Origin of the sequence: Rhodoligotrophos appendicifer (assembly GCF_007474605.1) — a bacterium.
GTDB classification, from domain to species: Bacteria; Pseudomonadota; Alphaproteobacteria; order Rhizobiales; family Im1; genus Rhodoligotrophos; species Rhodoligotrophos appendicifer.
The window spans coordinates 311,999-333,566 of sequence record NZ_VHKL01000001.1; the positions used below are offsets into that span (position 1 = coordinate 311,999).

The 21,568-nt window shown below is 60.8% G+C and carries 21 protein-coding genes; 18 read left to right on the forward strand and 3 right to left on the reverse strand.

The features are described 5' to 3' along the window. Positions 1-133: 133 nt before the first annotated feature. From speB (FKM97_RS01455) to speB (FKM97_RS01510), 12 genes are all read left to right on the forward strand, one after another. Positions 134-1,171: an agmatinase gene (gene speB / locus FKM97_RS01455; protein WP_143957359.1), complete on the forward strand. Its 1,038-nt coding sequence runs from the start codon at positions 134-136 to the stop codon at positions 1,169-1,171. After that, on the forward strand, positions 1,168-2,073 hold the full coding sequence (locus tag FKM97_RS01460) for a polysaccharide deacetylase family protein (RefSeq protein WP_143957360.1): 906 nt from the start codon (positions 1,168-1,170) through the stop codon (positions 2,071-2,073). The genes speB (FKM97_RS01455) and FKM97_RS01460 overlap by 4 nt, the downstream gene beginning before the upstream one ends. Positions 2,074-2,122: 49 nt before the next feature. Continuing rightward, positions 2,123-3,079, forward strand: a complete 957-nt coding sequence (locus FKM97_RS01465) for a BMP family protein (RefSeq protein ID WP_143957361.1) — start codon at positions 2,123-2,125, stop codon at positions 3,077-3,079. A gap of 64 nt (positions 3,080-3,143) precedes the next feature. Continuing rightward, positions 3,144-4,697, forward strand: coding sequence for an ABC transporter ATP-binding protein (locus FKM97_RS01470; RefSeq protein WP_143957362.1), 1,554 nt, complete (start codon positions 3,144-3,146; stop codon positions 4,695-4,697). After that, entirely contained in the window at positions 4,694-5,788 is a 1,095-nt protein-coding gene (locus FKM97_RS01475; RefSeq protein ID WP_143957363.1) for an ABC transporter permease, read from the forward strand. The genes FKM97_RS01470 and FKM97_RS01475 overlap by 4 nt, the downstream gene beginning before the upstream one ends. 3 nt (positions 5,789-5,791) lie before the next feature. After that, positions 5,792-6,736, forward strand: coding sequence for an ABC transporter permease (locus tag FKM97_RS01480; RefSeq protein WP_143957364.1), 945 nt, complete (start codon positions 5,792-5,794; stop codon positions 6,734-6,736). A 1-nt stretch (position 6,737) separates the two neighbouring features. Then, the gene (locus FKM97_RS01485) at positions 6,738-7,724 is read left to right on the forward strand and encodes a quinone oxidoreductase family protein (protein ID WP_170240681.1); all 987 of its coding nucleotides are present in this window, start codon (positions 6,738-6,740) and stop codon (positions 7,722-7,724) included. Positions 7,725-7,732: 8 nt separating this feature from the next. Further along, entirely contained in the window at positions 7,733-9,256 is a 1,524-nt protein-coding gene (gene hutH / locus FKM97_RS01490; RefSeq protein WP_143957366.1) for a histidine ammonia-lyase, read from the forward strand. 150 nt (positions 9,257-9,406) lie between these two features. Continuing rightward, on the forward strand, positions 9,407-10,342 hold the full coding sequence (locus FKM97_RS01495; protein WP_143957367.1) for a LysR family transcriptional regulator: 936 nt from the start codon (positions 9,407-9,409) through the stop codon (positions 10,340-10,342). A 160-nt stretch (positions 10,343-10,502) separates the two neighbouring features. Continuing rightward, entirely contained in the window at positions 10,503-11,483 is a 981-nt protein-coding gene (locus FKM97_RS01500) for a dimethylarginine dimethylaminohydrolase family protein (RefSeq protein ID WP_170240682.1), read from the forward strand. 8 nt (positions 11,484-11,491) lie between these two features. After that, complete coding sequence (locus tag FKM97_RS01505; RefSeq protein ID WP_143957369.1) at positions 11,492-12,748, forward strand: M20 family metallo-hydrolase; 1,257 nt, start codon at positions 11,492-11,494, stop codon at positions 12,746-12,748. 113 nt (positions 12,749-12,861) lie between these two features. After that, a complete protein-coding gene (speB, locus tag FKM97_RS01510) occupies positions 12,862-13,824 on the forward strand; it encodes an agmatinase (protein ID WP_143957370.1) in 963 nt (320 codons plus the stop codon). A 36-nt stretch (positions 13,825-13,860) separates the two neighbouring features. Here speB (FKM97_RS01510) and FKM97_RS01515 read toward each other — a convergent pair whose 3' ends face one another. Both FKM97_RS01515 and FKM97_RS01520 read right to left on the reverse strand, forming a co-directional pair. Continuing rightward, positions 13,861-14,193 (reverse strand): DHCW motif cupin fold protein, encoded by a 333-nt coding sequence (locus FKM97_RS01515; protein WP_143957371.1) that lies wholly within the window; start codon positions 14,191-14,193, stop codon positions 13,861-13,863. Between the two features lie 108 nt (positions 14,194-14,301). Continuing rightward, positions 14,302-14,781: a VOC family protein gene (locus FKM97_RS01520; RefSeq protein ID WP_143957372.1), complete on the reverse strand. Its 480-nt coding sequence runs from the start codon at positions 14,779-14,781 to the stop codon at positions 14,302-14,304. A 507-nt stretch (positions 14,782-15,288) separates the two neighbouring features. Between FKM97_RS01520 and FKM97_RS01525 the strand changes: the two genes are divergently transcribed. From FKM97_RS01525 to FKM97_RS01550, 6 genes are all read left to right on the forward strand, one after another. Beyond that, the gene (locus tag FKM97_RS01525; RefSeq protein WP_170240683.1) at positions 15,289-15,798 is read left to right on the forward strand and encodes a TRAP transporter small permease subunit; all 510 of its coding nucleotides are present in this window, start codon (positions 15,289-15,291) and stop codon (positions 15,796-15,798) included. An 18-nt stretch (positions 15,799-15,816) separates the two neighbouring features. Then, positions 15,817-17,103, forward strand: a complete 1,287-nt coding sequence (locus FKM97_RS01530; RefSeq protein ID WP_143957374.1) for a TRAP transporter large permease — start codon at positions 15,817-15,819, stop codon at positions 17,101-17,103. A gap of 48 nt (positions 17,104-17,151) precedes the next feature. Further along, positions 17,152-18,198: a TRAP transporter substrate-binding protein gene (locus FKM97_RS01535; RefSeq protein WP_143957375.1), complete on the forward strand. Its 1,047-nt coding sequence runs from the start codon at positions 17,152-17,154 to the stop codon at positions 18,196-18,198. Positions 18,199-18,496: 298 nt separating this feature from the next. Further along, on the forward strand, positions 18,497-18,862 hold the full coding sequence (locus FKM97_RS01540; RefSeq protein ID WP_143957376.1) for a Rieske (2Fe-2S) protein: 366 nt from the start codon (positions 18,497-18,499) through the stop codon (positions 18,860-18,862). Next, positions 18,849-19,184: a hypothetical protein gene (locus FKM97_RS01545; RefSeq protein WP_143957377.1), complete on the forward strand. Its 336-nt coding sequence runs from the start codon at positions 18,849-18,851 to the stop codon at positions 19,182-19,184. The genes FKM97_RS01540 and FKM97_RS01545 overlap by 14 nt, the downstream gene beginning before the upstream one ends. Positions 19,185-19,199: 15 nt before the next feature. Further along, entirely contained in the window at positions 19,200-20,474 is a 1,275-nt protein-coding gene (locus tag FKM97_RS01550; protein ID WP_143957378.1) for an amidohydrolase family protein, read from the forward strand. Positions 20,475-20,486: 12 nt separating this feature from the next. Here FKM97_RS01550 and gcvA read toward each other — a convergent pair whose 3' ends face one another. Then, complete coding sequence (gcvA, locus tag FKM97_RS01555; protein ID WP_205014645.1) at positions 20,487-21,407, reverse strand: transcriptional regulator GcvA; 921 nt, start codon at positions 21,405-21,407, stop codon at positions 20,487-20,489. Positions 21,408-21,568: the final 161 nt, after the last annotated feature.

The following is a 21,568-nucleotide window of genomic DNA, read 5'->3' on the forward strand; positions in this document are numbered from 1 at the left end:
GGACGAGAAAACGGCGACAGTCGATTATTTCTCTATTCCCGAAGTGACGTTCGAATGTTTCTTATTTAAGTCAAGCATTGCCAGTGGGAACGTGATGGGGAGGCGCGACTGAGCAGCGCCTGCTCAGTGGATCATGGACCTGAAAGGCAGCGTGATGCGGGAGGCCCTCCGACCAGGCGACGTGCCGCGGATTTACGGCGACGTTCCCCCGTTCATGGCTGTCGATTATGCTCCGGAGATCGAGACGGTCGATGCGGATGTGGCGATCATCGGAATGCCCTATGACGGCATCGCGACGTTCCGCGGCGGCGCAACCCGGCGTGGTCCGCAGGAGATTCGCAAGTTCTCGCTGCTCTTCGGCCGACACAATTTCGACTGGGACATCGACATCGTCGAGTTTCTGAAGATCGTCGATGTGGGCGATGTCGACGTGCTGCCCGGCAACAATGTCGAGAGCTATCGGCGCTTCGAGGCCAGGCTTGGCCAATTACTCGCCAAAGACATCATCCCCTTCAGCCTCGGCGGCGATCATGGCATCACCTATCCGGCGGTAAAAGCGGTCGCGTCCTGGCATCGCGCACCTATAGGTCTACTGGTCTTCGATACGCATCTCGACCTCAGCGAAGCCTTGGACGGAGACCGCCTCACCCGGGCATCCCCGATCCTCCGCATCTGCGAACTCGAGCAACTCGACCCGAGGCGGGTGGCGATCATCGGCGCGAGGGGCCCGCGCAATCTCCCCGAATGGACGCCTTTGTATAGGAAAATGGGGATTTCCGTCTTCCCGATGGAACAAATCGAGCAGGAGGGGATAGAGGCCGTGACAGAAAAGGCGAAAGCCGTTGCGACCGCAGGCGGAGCCAAGCTCTATATCAGCGTTGACATCGATAGTATCGATCCCGCCTTTGCGCCCGGTACGAACAGCCTCGAACCCGGTGGACTCACCTCGAGGGAAATCATCCGCGGGGTTCGAGTGGCTGGCCGGGACGGCTTTGTAGGCTTCGACGTCGTCGAGGTGTCGCCGGATTTCGACACGTCGAGTGGCACCACCAGCGTCCTGGCCGCACGTCTCGTGGCCGAGGCCCTATGCTGTCTCGCAGCCGAGCGCGCGGGTCGGAAGGATGCATGGCGAACCGCAAACCAGACCAACGCGGCGGGAGCCGGCAAATGATCCGCAATCCTTTACCGTGGCCCAATGGTGCGCGGTGCGCCGTCGCCGTGACCTTCGACATGGACGCCGACAGCCTTGTCCACATCCATGCGAAGGAGAAGGCTCCGAGCCGCGTCTCCACCACATCGATGCTCAGATATGGGCCGACCGTTGCCGTGCCCCGCATTCTGGAAACCTACCGGAAGTTGGGCATCCAGCAGACCTTCTTCGTGCCTGCCTGGTGCGCTGGCCAGTATCCCGAGGCAGTGGAGGCGATGATCGCGGACGGTCATGAGGTTGGCCTGCACAGCTATATTCACGAGAATTCCTACGATCTCAGCCGGGACGAGGAGCAGGACAGGCTTCGGCGAAGCATGGAAATTCTGGAGCGGGTGAGCGGCAGGCGTCCTGTTGGCTGGCGGGCGCCGATGTATTCCTTCTCGCAGTATTCCGGTGAGTTGCTGGCAGAGGAAGGCTTCCTTTACGACGCCTCTCTCATGGGCGACGACGTGCCCTACCTGATCTCGACGCCGAAGGGCCGACTCGTCGAATTGCCCGCGCATTGGGGGATGGACGATTACCCCCAATACGCTCACACCCCAGACTTGGACTACATGATGCCGGTGCGCTCGCCCAGCGAGGCCATCCGCAATTATATGGACGAATTCGAAGCGCATCATGCACATGGCGGCCTCTGGATCGCGGTGTGGCACCCGTTCCTGACCGGGCGACTCAGCCGCTGGCATCATCTCGAAAAGATGCTTTTCGATATCCAGGCGCGTGGCGACGTGTGGTTCGCCACCCTGGAACAGATAGCCGAGCATCTGCTCTCCGCCGAGCGCGCCGGGACCTACGTCCCCCGGGTGGACAAGGTGCCCTTCTATCACCAGCCAGTCGATCTCGAACCGGCCAAGACAGCATAAAGGCCGGAAACAGAAGTTTCAGTTCTAAGAGCAAAAGGGAGGATACGACATGAAGATGACGAGGCGTTCTTTTCTAGCGTCCACCGCAATCGGCGCCCTGGCCGTCATGGCACCGCAGGCTCTGCAAGCGGCGGAGTTCAAAGCAGCGATCGTGATGCCGGGCAACATCACCGACCAAGCCTGGAATCAGACTGGATTCGAGGCCATGAACGATGCCAAGGAGAAACTCGGGATCGAGACCGCATACAGTGAGAAGGTCCCGCAGCCCGATCAGCTTGAGGCTCTCTCGGACTACGCCCGGCGGGGTTACAATGTCGTCATCGGCCATGGCGGCGAATTCGTCGATGCGGTGGAGCGGGCCGCCCAACGGTTCCCCGATACCATGTTTGTGGTCACCAACGGTTTCGTATCTGGCAAGAACTACGCGTCGATCAGCTTCGACTTCAAGCATTTCGGCTATGTCATCGGCTTCCTGTCGGCCAAAATGTCGAAGACAGGCAAGTTTGGTTACATCACCGGGCAGAAGATTCAGGTCGCGACCGACCTCTTGGATGGTTATATCGCCGGCATCCATAGCGTGACGCCGGACGCCCCAGTCGCGGTCGCTTATACAAATGACTGGGATGATATCGCCAAAGGGAAGGAAGCCGCCCTCAACCAACTGAATCAAGGTATCGACGTTATCTTCCCTCTGCTCGACAACGCCCAGATCGGCGCATTGCAGGCCTGCCAGGAGAAGAAGGCTTGGGGCTTCGGTGTATGGCAGGATGTTTATGAAAACTGGAAAGATACGGTTCTCCAGTCCGCCGTGATGGATTTCCGCATCGCCATCGTGGACTTCCTCCGGCTCGCCAAGGAAGGTAAGGCCGAGGGCAAGGTCTACAAGTTCGACATTGGCACCGATGCCGGCCGCTTCGGAACCTATAACCCCGCGATTCCGAAAGAGATCGTCGAAGAAACAAACGCCCTGATCCAAAAGCTGAAGAATGGTGAGGTGAAGATCTGAAGTTGCCTTGGGGGACGGCCGCAGTCGGCCTTCCCCCTTCGCGCTGACAATGATCGGAGGCGTCATGAACGAACCACGTCCCGCCCCAGCGCCGCGTGACTTGGACCATCTCGTCGTCAGTAAGCTGAGCAAGAGCTTTGGTGCGCTGAAGGCAAATGACGACGTCACCATCCACGTCCGTCGGGGCACCGTGCACGCGATCCTGGGCGAAAATGGCGCCGGCAAGACAACGCTGATGAACATGCTCTACGGTTTGTTGCAACCGGACAGCGGCGAAATCCTGCTCGACGGCAAACCGGTTCGCATCGACAGCCCCCGCCATGCACTGGAGCTGGGCATCGGCATGGTCCACCAGCATTTCATGTTGGTGGATCCGCTGACCGTGACGGAGAACGTCATTCTCGGCCTGGAAGGACAAGGGCACCGCCTCGACCTGAAGTCGCACGAGAGGCGTCTTGCCGCGCTTTCTGACAGCTTTGGTTTCGAGATCGAACCCAGCCAAACGGTCTCACGGCTGCCGATCGGCATGCAGCAACGGGTTGAGATCCTGAAATCGCTGTATCGCGATGCAGATCTGCTGATCCTCGACGAGCCCACCAGCGTGCTCACGCCGGGAGAGGCAAGATCCTTTTTTGGTGTTCTGAGGAAGCTGAAGGAGGCGGGCAAGACCATTCTGTTCATCACGCACAAGCTGGAAGAAGTGATGGAATTGTCTGACCGCGTAACCGTTATGCGCGGCGGCCGGGTCACCGATGAGGTTGAGACGAAGGACACCAATGCCTCTGAACTGGCGAGGCTGATGGTCGGCCGCGACGTCATCTTTGATCTGGAGCGCCCCCAGGGCACTGCGGGACATGTGCTTTTTGATGTCCGGAATGTTCACGCCTACGGAGATCGCGGGAACGAAGCTCTTGCAGGCATCTCTTTCGAACTGCGCGCCGGCGAGATCCTGGGCTTCGCCGGAGTCGATGGCAACGGACAAGCGGAGCTTGCCGAAACCATCGCCGGGCTTCGATCTTATCATGAGGGCTCGATGCAACTCGACGGCGAGAACATCGCGCCCTATTCGGTCCGCGACAGGATGCACAAACTGCGGATCGGCTACGTCCCCGAGGATCGGCATAAGACCGGTCTGGTATTGGACCAAAGCGTCGCGGCCAACCTGATGCTGCGGTCCTACGACCGGCGCCCATTCGTCAAGCACGGCTATGTCCTCGACCGGACGGCAATCCGAGCCAATGCGGCGCGGCTCGTCGACAAGTTTCGTGTTCGAACGAGCTCCATCGAGCAGCATGTCCGCCGCCTTTCCGGGGGTAATCAGCAGAAGGTAATTCTGGCTCGTGAGATCGACGCGAATCCCAAGCTTTTGGTCGTGGCCCAGCCCTGCAAAGGCCTGGACGTCGGTGCCATCGAATTCGTCCAGAACACGCTGATCGAGCAGCGCAACAAGGGCGTGGGGATCATCTACATCTCGACGGAGCTGGAGCACATCCTGGCGGTGTGCGACCGGATCGCGGTGATGTTCAAGGGTCGGATCATGGGAATCCTTCAACCGAATGAAGTCACGTCCGAGCGCATCGGCAAGATGATGGCGGGAATCACGGAGGCGGCAGCGTGACATTGGAACTCCTCCGCTGGGCCTATCGCCTTAAGAGCGTCTGGGCGGTGCTGATCGCCCTCGCTTTCGGCGCAGGTCTGATTCTGGTGACCGGCCATGATCCGCTCACCGCATATAAGGAATTGTTCAGCGGCGCCTTCCTGGATTACTGGGGATTTTCGGCCACCTTGGTGAAATTGTGCCCCCTGCTCCTGGCCGGGCTGGCGGTAGCCTTGCCGCTGCGTGTGGGCCTCTTCAACATCGGTGCGGAAGGGCAGATCTACATGGGTGGGCTGTTCGCGACGCTCGTCGCCCTCTATGGACCCGAGCTGAACAGCGTGATCGGTATCCTGCTCTGTGCAGCGGGTGGCATGGTAGGGGGTGCCCTGTGGGCGGCGATCCCCGCGCTGCTGAAGGCCTACCGCGACCTCAACGAGGTCATCGTGACTCTGCTCCTGAATTACGTCGCCATCAACATCGTGAGCTATGCCGTGTCGGGGCCGTTGATGGCAGAAAACGCACCTTATCCCTACTCAGCCGAGATCCGGGAGGATCTGTGGCTTCCTTATGTGATGCCCAGCACAGATGCCCATGTGGGGGTCATTGTCGCCGTGGCGGCTGCAATCATCCTGTCGTTGACCATGCGGTACACCTCGATCGGTTATTCTCTCCAGACCGTCGGGGAGAACCCCCATGCGGCTCGCTATGCGGGCATGTCGGTCCGCCGGCATATCATGGCGTCCATGCTTGTCGGTGGCGGCCTCGCCGGGCTGGCCGGAACCTTCGAGGTGATGGGGCTCAAGCATCGGTTGTTCCACCTGTTCAGCGCCGGCTACGGGTATGATGGCATTGTCATCGCGTTCCTCGCGGGCACAAATGCCGTGGGCACGATCGTCGCTGCGACCTTCATGGCGGGCTTGGAGAGTGGCGCGAATATGATGCAGCGGGCGGTGGGGGTACCCGTCACCGTGGTCGAGGCCATCAAGGGGCTGGTCGTGATCTTCGTGGCCACGGGCTTGGCATTCAGCTTCCAGCGGAGCGGCTGGGCACGGACTCTGCAGCGTCGCCGCGACATGAACGCAGCCCTTCAGGGCATCAGGAAGGAGGCCTGAGTCATGCTGGATCTCTTCCCTGACATCATCTCAGTTGTGCAGTTCCTTTCCTCAGCGTTGCGCCTGTCTATGCCCCTCATCTTCGCGGCTCTCGCCGGTGTCCTCTCCGAGCGGTCGGGAGTCTTCAATGTGGGTCTGGAAGGCTTCATCCTGATGGGTGCGTTCGGCGCCGCACTGGGGACATTTCACACGGGATCACCTTTCATCGGCGTTCTCGTCGGCATGGCGCTGGGCCTGCTCCTGGCGCTGCCGATGGCGACCATGTCAATTTCTCTGGGCGTGAACCAGATCGTGGCGGGAGTAGCGATCAATCTGTTCGCTCTGGGAATCACGGCGTTCTTGGCACGCATCGCCATTGGGGCGAGTGCCAACACACAATTGCTGCCGGGCTTCCGGCCCATCGCCATCCCGATCCTGTCCGGCATTCCGGTGATTGGTCCGGTCCTGTTCAACCAGGACCTTCTCGTCTATGCGATGTATCTGCTGGTGCCGATCCTTTATGTCCTGATCTACCGGACGCCCCTCGGGCTGAGCATCCGCGCAGTGGGTCATAATCCACGAGCCTGTGACACCGCGGGCGTGCCGGTGGTCTCCCTGCGATATGGGTGTGTCCTGGTCAGCGGCGCGCTCGCTGCCATGGGCGGGGTCTATCTCGTTCTGTCCCAGGTCTTCGTCTTCTCCGAGCATATGAGCGCTGGGAAAGGCTTTATCGCCCTGGCCGCGGTGATCCTGGGGCGCTGGAACCCGGTGGGCGCTCTGCTCGCGTGTCTGCTGTTCGGAATCTTCGACGCCTTTCAGCTCCGGCTGCAGTTTCAAAATCCGGAAGTGCCTTATCAGATCTTTTCGACGCTTCCCTATGTCGTGTCGATCATTGCCTTGGTTCTGGTTGCCGGACGCAACGTCTCACCCCAAGCGGTCGGCAAGCACTACCACCGCGAGAGCCACTGAGATGAAGGCTGCAGTCGTCGAAGCTCCTGGCGGACTGGACAGCATCCAAATCCGTGAGGTGCAGGCACCGGAGGCCGGCCCGGGCGAGGTGCTGATCGACGTCGTGCGCGCCGCATGCAATTGGGGCGACATTCAGAAGCGCCAGGGCGTCTACCCAGATCCCATTCCCTATCCCTCGATCCTTGGCGGAGAGGTGAACGGAGTGGTGCGGTCACTGGGCCGCGGGGTCACCTCGCTGCGCCAGGGCCAGCCGGTGAGCGCCATCACCGGCAAGGCCATGCTGGGCGGCTTCGCGGAGATGGTTGCCGTGCCGGAGAAATATGTGCTGCCCTTGCCGCCGGATCTGGATGCACGACTGGCCGCTGCCTTTCCGGTGATTGCACTGACCGCCTATCATCTCCTCTACAGTGCCTACCGCTTGCGCCGGGGAGAAACGATCCTGATTCATGCGATCGGCGGGGGCGTCGGATTGGCATTGACGCAACTCGCATCGGCGGCCGGCGCCAAAATCATCGGAACTGTTGGGTCCCGCGCCAAAGCGCAGGCTGCCATAGATTTCGGAGCATGCCGAGTTGTCGCGCGAGACGAGGAAGATTTCGTCGAGGCGGCCATGGCAGAGACCGCCGGAAAGGGCGTCGACCTGGTGATCGATTCACTGGGCGGCGAAATCCTGCCGCGCAGTTTCGATGCGCTGCGCCCTTATGGTCGGGTGATCAATATCGGCGAGGCAGCAGGCGAACCGCATTTCGACATTCGCAAGAAAGTTTACGAGCGGTCGACCTCGCTGGCGGGGTTCGAACTTCTGCACGCGGTTCCGGGTTCACGACGATGGCGGCTGGGAGTGCGCCGAGTTATGGACGCTCTCGCATCGGGAACCCTCACCATCCCAATAGCCGCAGAATTTCCTTTCTCCCAGATCCACCAGGCACAGGCTTTCCTCGAAAGCCGGAATGCTGTGGGCAAGGTTTTGGTCACAGTCAACCCATAGGAAAAAGCATGGCCGCCCCAGTGCCGGTGACGATCGATCCCGGAGGACTGACACTGTCCATGTTGAGGAGCGTGAGCCGAGAACCAGTGCGGGTCACGATCTCCGCCTCCGCCCGTGAGAACATCGTCAGATCTCATGGCCACCTACGGCGGGCGATGGACAGCGGCGATCTGATCTATGGCGTCAATACCGGTTTCGGCCCACTGTCGAAGCAAGCGATTCCGGTCCGAGACCTTGCTGAGCTGCAGCGCCGGCTGATCCTCTCCAATGCTGCCGGCGTGGGCGAACCTCTAGCGCCGGGGATCGTCCGGCGGATTGTCTTGCTGAAGCTGGCGACGCTCGCACGTGGGGCGTCCGGCGTGAGTCCTGACCTGGCAGATGCGCTGGCCGCGCTTCTAAACAGAAACGTCATTCCCATCATTCCTGAAAAGGGCTCCGTGGGTGCATCGGGCGATCTTGCGCCCCTGGCCCATGTGGGCGCCTGCCTGATCGGCGCCGGCGAAGCCTTTCATGACGGAAAGAGAAAGCCGGCCGCCCAGGCGCTTTCGGATGCGGGGTTGCAGCCCTATGCCTTGCAGCCGAAGGAGGGCCTGGCGCTGGTGAATGGAACTCAGGTCTCCACTGCGCTGGCGGTGGAGGGACTGTTCCTGATCGAAGACTTGTTCTCAGCGGCGCTGACGATCGGCGCCCTGAGCGTAGATGCGGGAAGTGGCACAGTTCATGCCTTCGATCGGAGACTGCAGGACCTTCGGGGCCAGCATGGTCAGAAGATCGTTGCAAGCCACCTGCGGCGGACTCTTGAAGGAAGCGGGCTGCAGGCGAACCGGCCCATCGTCAGGGTCCAAGATCCCTATTGCCTCCGCTGTCAACCCCAGGTCATGGGGGCGGTTTTGGATCAGGTGCTGCATGCCAGGACGATTCTTGCACGGGAGTTGAACGCCGTATCGGACAACCCATTATTCGACCCTGAGAGCGGCGATATCCTTTATGGAGGCAATTTCCATGCCCAGCCGATCGGTCTCGTCGCGGATATTCTGGCTCTTGCATTGGCAGAGATCGGGTCAATGTCCGAAAGGCGCACCGCCTTCCTGGTGGATGAGAAGATGAGTGGCCTGCCCGCGTTTCTCGTCGAGGCTGGAGGACTGAATTCCGGCTTCATGGTCGCGCAGGTAACGGCCGCGGCACTGGCCAGCGAGAACAAATCCCTGGCTCATCCAAACAGCATCGACAGCCTCCCCACAGCCGCCAACCAAGAAGATTATGTCAGCATGGCCACCCATGCCGCCCGCCGCCTGATCCCCATGGCCGACAATGCCGCCTCGATCCTGGCCATCGAGTTCTTGTCGGCGGCTCAGGGCCTGGACCTCCGGCGCCCTCTGCGGTCCAGTTCAGCGCTGGAGGCGTTCGTCGCGGAACTGCGACAGGCGGTTCCGACATGGCTCGATGATCGTTACTTTGCTCCCGACATCGAGGCCGCGCGAGCCCTCGTTAGGGGCAGCCTCGCTGCAGACCAGTCTTTCCTGCCCGCTTAGGCCTCCTGACGGAACCACCTGCTCTCGCATTGAGCCGGACAAACCACCTCAATCGGCTCTCGTTATTGCAGGGAGCAGTTTGCTTCGCCTTTCGCTTAGGCTAAACATTAAACGATCAGGATTCATTTCGCTTTTGTCGAAAGTAAGCCGATGCCGCTGACTCGTGTCCCGCAACTGGCGCCCTCGGACATCAAACTTCTCCGCCTCTTCGTGAAGGTCGTGGAGAATGGTGGCTTTTCTGGTGCTCAGGCGGAGCTGAACGTCAGCGCTTCAACGATCAGCACCCAGATGGCGACATTGGAATCCCGGCTAGGGATACGCCTCTGTGATCGAGGCCGCATCGGCTTCAAACTCACCGACAAGGGTCAACGCATCTACACAGCAGCCCTGCGCCTCGAGGAGGCGATCGATGGTATTCGCACGGATATTGGCGAGCTGCGCGGGACCCTTGTGGGTGAATTACATGTGGGGGTGGTCGATACGACGACGACGAACCAGGACTGCCACCTCCACGACGCGATCAGGCTTTTTACCGAGCGGGACAATTCCGTCCACATCACGATGCATGTGGCTGAGCCGGCCACCATAGAGAAACGGCTGCTCGAGGGAAGGCTGCATCTGGGCATCTCCGCCTTCTACCACCACGTGCCCGGTCTGCATTACGAGCATTTGTTCAGGGAGAAACACATACTCTACTGCGGCCGTCGCCACCGCCTTTTCGACCTGCCGGCGTCCGAGGTGACGACCGAGGACGTGAAGGAGGCGGATTTCGTCGCCCGCGGCTATATGATCCATCGTCAGGTGACGTCGATGACAGGGCTGAAGGTCGCGGCTACGGCCTATGACATGGAAGCCACGCTCTTTTTGATCCGGTCCGGCACCTTCATCGGCTTTCTCCCTTGTCATTTCGCCAGGGCCTGGATCGAAAAAGGCGAGTTGAAGCCGCTTCTCGAAAAAGAATTCGCCTTTCACTCCAGCTTTGAATTCGCGGTTCGCAAGGGACTTGCCGATCTGCGTGTCCTGACCGCATTCATCGAGGATTTGCGAAAGGCTCATCGTGTTGCCCCGCAATTGATCAATGCCTAGAGGACCGACGTACTTGCCAGCGGCTCAACGCTTCTGACAACAGAGAACGTTAGTTTGCAATCTGCATATTCAACAGTCGGGACCGAGGTGAAATTCTGCTTCCAGTCCGACCGCAGCCACTCGTGCTGCGTCGACGCGCCGGCCGATGACGGAGAAGTGGATGCAGGTTCAGCAGATCGGAGTGCGCACCGAATGGGGCGTGGTTAAGGAATGCATCTATGGCTGGGCCGAACAATTCGTCATCCCAAAGTTTCTGGCCGACTCCAAAGCGCGCGCCTATGGAGATTTCGAGCGCTTCTGGATCGCTAATCAAGGCCGCGCCGTCGCCGAGGCCGATCCGGACTATTTTGCCGCCTTCAAAAAGCAACTCGATGATGCTGTTGCGATTCTTCGCGGCCTTGGGATCAAGGTGCACCAACCGTTGCGTCTGAGCGAGGCCAACATGGCCTTTCCGCGCGGGGAGAACCACGGCTGTATGACCCCGTGGCTACGCGACCCCTTCGTGACAATCGGCAACAACGTCATCGAGCTCGCGCCGCGTTCGCTGTTCCACCGGCGTCAGCGCTTCTCCGTCCGCCACATCCTGGCCTCCACCATGGATCGAGGAGCCCGGTATTTTGCGCAGCCGGACGGCGGCGCCGATGACGACTCCGCCGGTCCTGGCTGGGGCTATCTGGAAGGGGGCGACATCTTCGTCCTCGGGTCCAAGATCCTGGTCGGTCACTCAGGCAATTGTTCCAATCCGGAAGGCGCCCGTTGGCTGCAGCATGCCATCGGCCCGGATTATGACGTGGAAATGGTCACACTCGACCCGCTGTTTCCGCATCTCGACTGCGTGCTCATGACTCCGCGCGAAGGTCTCGTAGTGGTGTGCATGGACGCTTTTCCCGAGGGTCTGCCCGCGCATCTGGCGAACTGGGACAGGATCGTCGTCGGCAAGGAGGCGGCAAAGCGGCATTTGGCCTGCAACAATCTCGTGCTGGACGAGCACACGGTGATGATGCCCTCCGAAGAGCCACATGATCGGGTCGCTGAAGAACTGAAGGCCCGGGGTTTCGAAGTCATCCGTACCCCCTATGAGGCGATCTACCGGGTCGGCGGCTCATTCCGCTGCGCCCATCAACCCCTTGTCCGGCTCTAAGGAACATCATGACGTTCGAGGTGAATGGCAGCCGATTGCTGCAGGATCTTAAGGATCTGGCGAAGATTGGTAATGTCGGCAAAGGCGGCAGTCGCTTGGCGCTGAGCGACGAGGACATGACCACGCGCCGGTGGCTGCGCGACCGGATGACGGAGGCGGGCTTGGTGACCTCGATCGACGGGATCGGCAACGTCTTCGGTTATACCCCGCGAGCGGATCGCCACCTGCTGGTGGGCTCTCACACGGACACGGTTCCCATGGGCGGCTGGCTCGATGGAGCGCTCGGCGTCATGTGTGCCCTGGAGATTGCGCGGGCCTTCATGGCGGCCGGGCAGCCTGGCGAGGTGGGTGTCGCCATCGTCTCCTTTGCCGACGAGGAGGGAACCCTCGCCTCACTCCTCGGAAGCCGTCTCTTCGCCGGCGCGATCCGCTTCGAGGATGTGGCGACGGCCACCGACCCCACTGGCAGGATCCTGGGGGAGGAGCGGAAACGGGTTGGGCTGGAAGGCGTGGAGATCGCGCGGATCGATCCCAAGCGCCATGTCGGCTATCTCGAAATCCATATCGAGCAGGGACCGGTGCTGGAGGCGGACGGCACGACCATCGGCATCGTCACCGACATCGTCGGCATCGGCCGGTGTCGGGTGACCTTCCACGGTCGCGCCGATCATGCCGGGACCACACCCATGAACGCGCGGGCCGACGCCGCACAGGCGCTTTACGGCTTCGCGACTGAATTCCGCAACTTCATGCGGCGAGAAGGCGGTGAGGGCAGCGTGTTCAACCTTGGCGGGGCGAGGATCGAGCCTGGCGCCTTCAACGTGGTCGCCGATCGGGCGGAGCTGCTTGTCGAATATCGCAATGCCTCGGACGCCGTCATTGACCGCATCGAGGAAGCGATCGCCACTCTGTCCCGGGAGGCCGCTCGCGATGCCGGCGTTTCCGTGACGATCGAGCCGGCGGGCCGCGAGTCGCCGGCTGCTATGTCGCCGTCCATGATCGAACAGCTCGCCCGTGCGGCGCAGCGCCTCCAGATCAGCGCCCGCACGATGGCGAGCGGTGCCGGACACGACGCTATGAGCCTCGCGTCTCTGGTGCCGAGCGGCATGCTGTTCATCCCCAGCATTGACGGTCGAAGCCATGCGCCGGAGGAGGACAGCAAGCCTGAAGACATAGTCGCCGGCCTGCGGGTTCTCGCCGAAGCGGTGTCGGGAGTGCTGGAAGACGCCACGAAACCTCAGCCGACGCTGAAGATCGTGCCCTGACGGCTGCCGTCGCAGGCGTGCTCGATCCGATCGAGGGCCCCGGATGCGGACCCGGTGCGAACGGCGCCCCGCATCCCTGTCTTGTAACAACCCCCAATCAGGAAGGAAACACCATGGCAAGACCGAAACTCAACCTGCCCTACACGGGCATCACATCGTTCGGCAAGTTCCCCATCCTCACCGATCTCTCGACTTTTGATGCCGACGTCGGAATACTGGGCATCCCCTTCGACATGACCACTCAATATCGGTCCGGTGCGAAGATGGGGCCGCGGGGGGTCCGAGATTCCTCCTCGATCTACTCCTTCGGCCTCGGAGGCTCCTATGACCCTGAGCGCGACGATGTCTATCTCGGCGAGCCGTGGCGCATCGTCGATTGCGGCGACGCGGACATGGTTCACGGCGATCTTCAGGCCTGTTTCGAGAATACCCGCGATGCCGTGAAGGAGATCTCCGACCGCGGCGGTATGGTGGTCGGCATCGGCGGCGATCATGCCGTCACGATCCCTATCCTGCAGGGATTGGCTGACCAGGGGCCCTTTGGCATCATTCAGATCGATGCGCATCTGGACTTCGTCGATCAGAAGGCTGGCCAGCGCTTCGGCCATGGCAGCCCCATGCGCCGCGCTTCTGAGATGGACCACGTGACCGGCATGGCCCAGCTGGGAATTCGCGGCATCGGTTCAAGCGGTCGGTCTGACTTCGATGCGGCCCGGGCCTATGGCAGCGTCATCATGAGCCCGAAGGAAATCCGCGCTGCGGGGATCGCTGAGACCCTGAGGCGCATCCCTCAATGCGACCAGTATTACGTGACAATCGACATCGACGGCATCGATCCGTCGATCGCCTGGGGCACCGGCACCCCATCCCCCGGAGGCCTCTATTATGATGAGGTCAATGCGCTGCTGGAAGGCATCGCGAAGAAGGGCAAGGTCATCGGCTTCGATCTTGTTGAAGTCGCGCCCTGCTATGACACCTCGGGCCTGACCGGGCAGGTTGCGGCACGGATCATCCTCGACCTGATCGGCTTTGCCCTGAAGGAGCGCGAGCGCGCCGGCGACCTGCCCAGGCGCTGATGCAAAACCGGCGGCCCGGATGGCCGGGCCGTCGCATCAGTCGACGATGAACACCTCTGCGCCTCTGCGTGATAGGACGCGATGGGCAGCGTCGCCATGATCGGATACGTGGAAGCTGGTCCCTGCCGGCAGAGAAAACGAACGCCCGTCCCGAAGCTCGACCACGATCTCCCCCGACAGCACAAAGAACACATGGCCTCGGTCGCACCAGTGGTCAGCGACGTAGTTCGGCGAGTAGTCCACTCGTCTCAGCCGCATATCGGCAACTGAAACCTCGCGAGACTGAGCCTCCCCCGTCTCCCCCGCGAGTTGAACGGCTGTGATCTCTGCCCATTGTGAAACCTCGAAAGGTGCCGCTGGCAACTTCATCCCGCATCTCCGTTCAATGGGCAGAAGTGCCTTCTGCTCCGCCTCTGCCTCTTTCTGTGCCTCTCCCCAGCCACATGTAGTGACTGGCTGCCGCGGCCCAGGACCGGTTTAGCCCGCTGCGGCGGCGTCCAGCGCCGCGATGTTGATTTTCTTCATCGTCATCATGGCCTCCATCGTCCGCTTCGCCTTCTCCCGATCGGCACCAGTCATCAGGTCCATCAGGCGCCTGGGCGTGATCTGCCAGGAGAAGCCCCAGCGATCCTTGCACCAGCCGCAATCGCTCTCGCTGCCACCGTTTTCAACGATTGCGTTCCAATAGCGGTCTGTTTCTTCTTGATCGTCCGTCAGCACCATGAAGCTGACCGCCTCGTTTGGACGGAATGCCGGGCCGCCATTCAAACCTAGGAACGGGCGGCCGAGCACAGTGAATTCCAACGTCAGTTCGTCGCCTTCCTGGCCTCCAGGATAGTCGGTTGCAGCCGACATGGTCTGGCCGACACGGCTGTCGGGAAATGTAGCCGCATAGAATTCTGCCGCCTTTCTTGCTTCTCCGTGGTCGAACCACACGCAGGTAACGAGTTTGGACATGTCATTTCTCTCCGATTCAGTTCGTTGGGCTCGTGCAGTGTGCCGCCTCTACGAAAGCTTGGCGGCATGCTTTCTTCTGTTGTCGCTCCGTGAGCGTCTTTCCGTTTAGACGAACGAACGACATCCTTCCCGACACGCACCGGAAAATATCGGCCCATCTGATCAGCAACAATGGACTCTCCGCCCGTGGACAGCGCTGCGATGGGACGCGCTTCCCGCCTCCCGCAGAAAGAAATGTTCTATCGGTCCATGAGAAATCATCATGGGGACCCCTACAGACTTTCGTTTGATCCCGGCAACGGCAGCCGGGCAGTCTCACCCTAGACACAAGGAGGGATGGCTCCGCCCATCAATCAAAAACAAGAAAAAGAGGCTTTTGGAGGAAGTGTGGGAGAAGAGAGTGCGAGCGTGGATGCCGCTCGGAGCAGCAGCACCGGCGCAAGTGATCCCTGTGTTTATTCTCCAGGCCAAGGAGGCCGATCTACGCTCGTCTGGATCGGCCGGAAGGTGGATCAACTTCTCGCCATGATCGCCTGGGCAGCCCTGCTGCTCATCATGGCGCTGCTGACGATCGACGTCGTCCTTCGCTATGCCTTCAATTCCCCGCTGACCTGGGCCTTCGACCTGATCTCGCTCTATTTGATGGCCTGCGTTTTCTTCTTCGGTCTCGCCGACACGCTCCGCCACAATGAGAACGTCGCAGTCGACATCCTCTACGGACGCCTCGGCGGACGCGCGAAGTCGCTGTGCGACGTCATCATTTATATCGCGGCTACCGTCTTTTTTGGCCTGATGTTCTACGTGACCTTGGTGGCGGCGGTCGAAAGCGCCGCCCAGGGTGAAGTCATGGCCGGATTGATCCCTTGGCCGATCTGGGCCGGCTATCTCTTGGCGCCGATTGGAACTCTGCCCGCTCTGGTCCTCAGCGGCGTTCGCCTCGGCGTGGCCATCTACGAGCTTGCCGCCGGACCGGCCGTGCCGCACACCGCCGCCCCCCACGAACCACCGATCCTGTGATCGAAGGCGACGATTTCCATGGCCCCTTTCATCATCCTCTCACTCTTTGCAGCGCTTGCCATCGGCATGCCCGTCGGCATCGCTCTGGCCACCATCGGCATGGGCGGAATCGCGCTCTCAGTCGGACCAGGCGCGATGATGGGAATCATCGAGACGATCCCACTCTCGGTCACGCACTCTTACGAGCTGATCACGATTCCGATGTTCATCCTGATGGCCGAGCTGATCGTCGTCAGCGGCGTTGCGGAACGGCTGTTCGAAGCCGTCTCCATTTGGGTTGGTCGCATCCGCGGCGGGTTGGCGGTCGCCACCGCCTTGGCTGGCGCGGGCTTCGGCGCGATCTCCGGCTCGAGCACGGCCGCCGCTGCAGCTTTGTCCTCAACCTCCATACCGGCGATGATGCGGGCGGGCTACGACCCGAAATTCAGCTGCGGCGTGGTCGCCGTCTCCGGCACCCTCGCCATGCTCATCCCGCCGAGCCTCGCTCTCGTCCTTTACGGCATCATCGCTGAAGTCAGCATCGCCCGCCTGCTCATTGCAGGCATCATCCCGGGCATCATCGTGACGCTGGCCATCATCTTGACCGTCCAGTTTCTGCTGTGGCGGGATCCCAGCCTGGCTCCGGCCTCCAACCCGCGGAGAATGGCGGACAAGATCCGAGCCATGGCCGAGATCTGGCCCATGCTCCTCCTGCTCTTCATGGTTACCGGCGTCATCTATCTCGGAATTGCGACCCCCACCGAGGCCTCTGGCCTGGGAGCGGCCGGCGCCCTCCTCATCACGGTGATGAAAGGCAAGCTGAACTGGTCCACCTTCTCCGACGCGATGTCGCGGACGCTGCGCGCCAGCTGCATGATTCTGCTGATCGTTGTTGGCGCGAAGATCTTCGGCGTCGTCCTGACCCTCACTCAGATCACTCAAACATTCGTGGCCACTGTCTCCGGCTGGGACACCTCGCCCTATGTTGTCCTCAGCATGATCATCTTGGTCTATCTGATCATGGGCTGCTTCATGGATCAGGTGGCGACGCTTATCCTGACCGTGCCGATCACCGTGCCGGTGATCTTGGCCCTGGGCTTCGATCCAGTGTGGTTTGGCGTCATCGTCGTCGTCACCGCCGAGATCGGTATGATCACGCCACCCCTCGGCCTCAATGCCTTTATCGTTTCGCGGTACGCCAAGCGGCCGCTGGGCGAGGTTTTCTCAGGCCTTTGGCCTCACATCATCGCCCACCTGATCGTCATTGCCGTGCTCGTCATCTTCCCCCAGCTGGTCATGTGGCTGCCTAACACGACCGCCAATTGAGCGGTCTCAACTCACGAAACAACGAACAAAATATACAGGAGGAAATTGATGAACATAAAAGCTCTTGCCCTAACATTACCCCTCATGCTCCCCGTCGGCATGGCCTCGGCCCAGGAGATGACCCTGAGATTGGCAGACTCCCTGCCAGCCAGCCATGTCATCACCCGGGCGGTTGGAAAGCCCTTCATGGACCGGGTGACCGAGCTCACCAATGGCCAGGTTAAGTTCGAGCACTACCCCGCTGAGCAGTTGGGCAAGGCGCGCGATATTTTGAGCGCCGTGCAGACCGGACTCACCGACATCGGCTATGTCATCCCGAGTTACGTCTCGGAGAAAATGCCTCTCAGCGCGGTTGCCGAGCTTCCAGGGGGTTATCCGAATGCCTGTGCCGGCTCGGCCGCCCTCAACGCCCTGACCAAGGAGGGCGGACTGCTCGACCAACGCGAATTCGCACCCAATAAGATCAAGGTGCTCGCCGCCGTCGTGCTGCCGCCCTATCAAGCGGCGTTCTCAGGCCGCGCGCCCGTAAAGACGCTCGCCGATGTGAAAGGGCTGAAGATCCGGTCGAATCCCGGCCCGATGGAGCTCAGCATCAAAGCCCTTGGCGGTGTTCCCGTGCGGATGACCCCGCCAGAAATCTTCGATTCTCTGTCGAAAGGCACCATCGACGGACTGTTGCTGCCCTATGCCAGCATCAAGTCCTACGGCCTTGATCAGGACGTCAAGACCGTCACACAAGGCGCGAATTTCGGGTCCGTCACCATCACCTATTCCATATCCGACAAGAAATGGAAGTCGCTGCCGGAGAATGTGCAGAAAGCCATGCTCCAGGCCGGGGAAGAGGTGTCAAAGAGCGGCTGTGCAATGTTCGATGAAGAAGAGGCGCGCCTCGCCGGCGAGTTCAAGGAGAAGGGCATGGTCCTTCTAGACTTTAACGCGATGGAGGGAGACGAACTGTCGGCGACTTTCGCGAAGCTCGGCGACGAATGGGCCGAGATCCTGGAGAAGCGCCGCATTCCCGCAAAGGAAGTCCTGGACGAGTTCCGTGAGCAGGTTGCGATCGCGGTCAAGGAAGAAGGCGGGAAAGCGGACTGAACGTTCGTGGATCGCACCGCGGGTCAGCCGGAGGCGGCCCGCGGTTTGAGACGACCAACACCTGTCTTGAACGTGTGCGCTCCAAGCCGCTTTGCTGGGGCCGACATAGGCTGAGAGTACGTTGACGAGAGGTCACCATCGCCTGTCCGATCCTCGACGTACTCTTGAGTCGTGCGCTGACCGCGGAGCCAGGCACTCGCTGAATTTTGCTCATCAACCGTTTCAGAAATCATCGTTGGCTTAGCCCCGCTGTGACCGCCCATTAATGGAGCGACAGCCGGTCCGAGCGGAGTTCCCCATGCCGGAAATTTACGTAACGCGTTCCGACGAGCTTCCCGAAGGGGGGCGAACCTTCATACGCAGCAATGGCCACGAAATCGGCGTGATCCGGGCCAATGGCGAGCTGCATGCTTTCCTGAACATCTGCCCCCATCAGGGCGGGCCGGTGTGCTCCGGCCTCATGGTCCATAAGGTCGAGGAGATCATCGCACCCGACAAGACCTATCAGGGCATGCGCTTCAACGAGGACGAGCTTCATCTTGTCTGTCCCTGGCACGGCTGGGAATTCGACATCCAGACGGGCCGCTGTGCGGGCGACGGCAAGCACGCCCTGCGCCGCTTCAAGACGATCGAACGCGATGAGGGCATCTATGTCGTCCTTTGACAATCTTGCCCGGGCCTCTGAGCCGGTCGACGAGACGACGGCAACCGCGGCGGAGATGAATGCCCTGGTCGCCCGGCTGCGTAGTCTGGTCGAGCGACAGGGCCCACTGGACCTTCCCGAAGACGCCTTGCGGGAATTGATGTGGACGCTGGTCGAAATCCATGGCGCCAAGTTCGATGCCGGTCAGCGGATCGACTGCGGACGCGCGCCCGAAGCCGTCAGCGCGACGGCGGTCCTGGTCACGGCCTCTGCCATGCTCAAGGCGTCCAACCTCGAAATCTTCGAGCTCGGCATGTGGCAATCCTGGTCGGGGACTCGATAGCTTAAGGACAGAAAGATGCTTTTCCGCTCAAGCACTCCAAACTTCGACATGAATATCGAAGGGTTTCACACCGGCGAACATCTTGCCAATGCGCGAGTCCAGGCAGATGCGCGCAAGCTGGACGACGTGCTGATCATCGATGTCGATTGCCACCATTACGAGACCGACAACTTCGCGGAGATCCTCGAATACATTGAGGATCCGGTCCTCAAGCAAATTGCGCTCAACACTTTTGCCTATAAGGGCCCGAGCGCGGTTTTGATGGACCAGCCGGGTTATCAGGATGTCGGCGGGAGGGTGACGCGCTATCTGGAGCGCAAGGGCGAGAAGATTCCCCTCACCGACCGTCCCCGTGAGGTCGAGCAGACCCTGCGCTGGATGAATGCCCTGAGTGTCGACTATGCCTGTCTGTTCCCGACGCCCATGCTGTTTCTGGGTCTTCACCCGCAAGCCGAGGTCGAAGTCGGCATGGCGAGGGCTTATAACCGCTGGATCACCGACAATATCCTGCCGTCAAACTCGCGCCTGCGCTCCATGCTCTACCTCCCGTTCAACGACCCTGAGGCCACTTATCAGATGGTCAAGGAATATGGCGGTAAGCCCGGCGTTATCGGCTTCATGGTCGTCTCCACGCGCTACAAGCCCGTTTATGACAATGCCTATATGAAGACCTATGCGTTGCTGGAGGAAATGGGGCTGCCTCTCTCCTTCCATGCCTCCTACCATTGGAACGACCAACTGGTCTCGCTGACCAACCGCTTCATCACCGCTCATGCCGTCGGGTTCACCTTTTTCAACGCGGTCCATTGCGCAAACTGGATCGTGAATGGCCTGCCGGAACGGTTTCCGAAGCTGAAGGTGATCTGGATCGAATCGGGCTTGGCCTGGATCCCCTGGCTGATGCAGCGCCTCGACAACGATTATCGGATGCGCACTTCCGAGGCGCCCGCGCTGAAAAAGCTGCCGAGCGAATACATGCGCGACATGTATTACACCACGCAGCCCATGGAGATGGTCAACAACCGGGAGGCCCTGGAACTGACCTTCAAGATGATCAATGCTGATACGCAGTTGCTCTATTCATCGGACTATCCCCATTGGGACATGGATCTTCCGAGCACGATCTGGGACCTGCCGTTCCTGACCGAGAAATCGAAGCGCAACATCCTGGGCCTGAACGCAAAGCGCATCTTCAACCTCGATGTGAGCGATCGCTTCCCGGATCACACGGAGCAAGGCTCGCCGGCCTTGGTCGATACCTTCACCCAGGAGGTCGTTCCAGCCGACTGATGCCTCGCGGTTCTACGCCTCGGCCCCCTGCAGTGCAGGGGTCACCTCCAGGCGCTCCAGCAACCACTCCCTGAACAGCTCGACCTTGCGCGACTTGTTGCTGTGGGCGGGTGTCACGAGGTGATAGCCGAAGGCGGACTGCGCGCGCACGGAGAACGGCTCCACGAGCCGGCCGCTGGCCAGATCTGGTCCGACGACGCCCGAGCGCCCGAGGATGATGCCCAGGCCATCGATCGCAGCATGGAGCGAGGTGATCAGGTAGTCGCAGGCGATCTCCGAACTGAACTGAAGATCCGGAGCACCCGCGGCCTCCAGCCAAAACGGCCATTCGTCGCGCAGGATCATCGATGCCGTCCGGATGATGGTATGCCCCGCCAGATCCGCAGGTTTATTGAGCTTCGGACCATTGGCGAGCACTCGCGGACTGCAGACCGGGAACACGTCCTCAGTACCGAGCTTGTCGGCCGTCACGCCGGCCCATTCTCCCGCCCCATGCCAGATCGCCACGTCGAACTCGTGATGCAGCGTGTTCTCGAAGAGCTGAATGGTTCTGAGCCGTAGCGCGATGGACGGATAACGCTGCCGGAAATCATGCAGTTGAGGCAGCAGCCGCTTGATCGCAAAGGTGCCCAGGCACTGTACGGTGAGCAGATTCTCCTCGTTCTGGTCCGCCGCGCGATCCGTGGCCGAGGCAATTTCAACGATCGCCGTCCGCACCGATCGCAGATAGGTCTCGGCTCCCGGCGTCAGCGCGATCGCATTGTTGTTGCGCACGAAGAGACGGGCTCCAAGCGTCTCTTCCAGATTCTTGATCTGGTGGCTGATGGCGGTAGGGGTGAGGTTCAACTCGACTGCCGCGCGCGTGAAGCTGAGATGGCGGGCGGCAGCTTCGAACGCCCTGAGGCTCATCATCGACGGCAAACGTGTACGCATCACGGATCGGCTGACCTTCCCCAGATTGGAACCATTTTAGTCAGTGAGACGCGTCAAATGCCCGTTGGTCAAGTCGCTTTGGCTTGATCGGCATAGACAGTCTCATAGGGCGTCCGTCATCGGGGGACCTGCATCCAGGGTAAAGTCATTCGCCTACCTGC

Excerpts from the sequence above, each read along its gene's own strand:
- FKM97_RS01485 (WP_170240681.1), top strand. The coding sequence starts at position 6,738 with ATGAAGGCTGCAGTCGTCGAAGCTCCTGGCGGACTGGACAGCATCCAA.
- FKM97_RS01480 (WP_143957364.1), top strand. The coding sequence starts at position 5,792 with ATGCTGGATCTCTTCCCTGACATCATCTCAGTTGTGCAGTTCCTTTCC.
- FKM97_RS01535 (WP_143957375.1), top strand. The coding sequence starts at position 17,152 with ATGAACATAAAAGCTCTTGCCCTAACATTACCCCTCATGCTCCCCGTC.
- FKM97_RS01515 (WP_143957371.1), bottom strand. The coding sequence starts at position 14,193 with ATGAAGTTGCCAGCGGCACCTTTCGAGGTTTCACAATGGGCAGAGATC.
- FKM97_RS01465 (WP_143957361.1), top strand. The coding sequence starts at position 2,123 with ATGAAGATGACGAGGCGTTCTTTTCTAGCGTCCACCGCAATCGGCGCC.
- FKM97_RS01550 (WP_143957378.1), top strand. The coding sequence starts at position 19,200 with ATGCTTTTCCGCTCAAGCACTCCAAACTTCGACATGAATATCGAAGGG.
- FKM97_RS01545 (WP_143957377.1), top strand. The coding sequence starts at position 18,849 with ATGTCGTCCTTTGACAATCTTGCCCGGGCCTCTGAGCCGGTCGACGAG.
- FKM97_RS01460 (WP_143957360.1), top strand. The coding sequence starts at position 1,168 with ATGATCCGCAATCCTTTACCGTGGCCCAATGGTGCGCGGTGCGCCGTC.
- speB (WP_143957370.1), top strand. The coding sequence starts at position 12,862 with ATGGCAAGACCGAAACTCAACCTGCCCTACACGGGCATCACATCGTTC.
- FKM97_RS01520 (WP_143957372.1), bottom strand. The coding sequence starts at position 14,781 with ATGTCCAAACTCGTTACCTGCGTGTGGTTCGACCACGGAGAAGCAAGA.
- speB (WP_143957359.1), top strand. The coding sequence starts at position 134 with ATGGACCTGAAAGGCAGCGTGATGCGGGAGGCCCTCCGACCAGGCGAC.
- FKM97_RS01500 (WP_170240682.1), top strand. The coding sequence starts at position 10,503 with ATGCAGGTTCAGCAGATCGGAGTGCGCACCGAATGGGGCGTGGTTAAG.
- FKM97_RS01540 (WP_143957376.1), top strand. The coding sequence starts at position 18,497 with ATGCCGGAAATTTACGTAACGCGTTCCGACGAGCTTCCCGAAGGGGGG.
- hutH (WP_143957366.1), top strand. The coding sequence starts at position 7,733 with ATGGCCGCCCCAGTGCCGGTGACGATCGATCCCGGAGGACTGACACTG.
- FKM97_RS01530 (WP_143957374.1), top strand. The coding sequence starts at position 15,817 with ATGGCCCCTTTCATCATCCTCTCACTCTTTGCAGCGCTTGCCATCGGC.
- FKM97_RS01470 (WP_143957362.1), top strand. The coding sequence starts at position 3,144 with ATGAACGAACCACGTCCCGCCCCAGCGCCGCGTGACTTGGACCATCTC.
- FKM97_RS01505 (WP_143957369.1), top strand. The coding sequence starts at position 11,492 with ATGACGTTCGAGGTGAATGGCAGCCGATTGCTGCAGGATCTTAAGGAT.
- FKM97_RS01495 (WP_143957367.1), top strand. The coding sequence starts at position 9,407 with ATGCCGCTGACTCGTGTCCCGCAACTGGCGCCCTCGGACATCAAACTT.
- gcvA (WP_205014645.1), bottom strand. The coding sequence starts at position 21,407 with ATGCGTACACGTTTGCCGTCGATGATGAGCCTCAGGGCGTTCGAAGCT.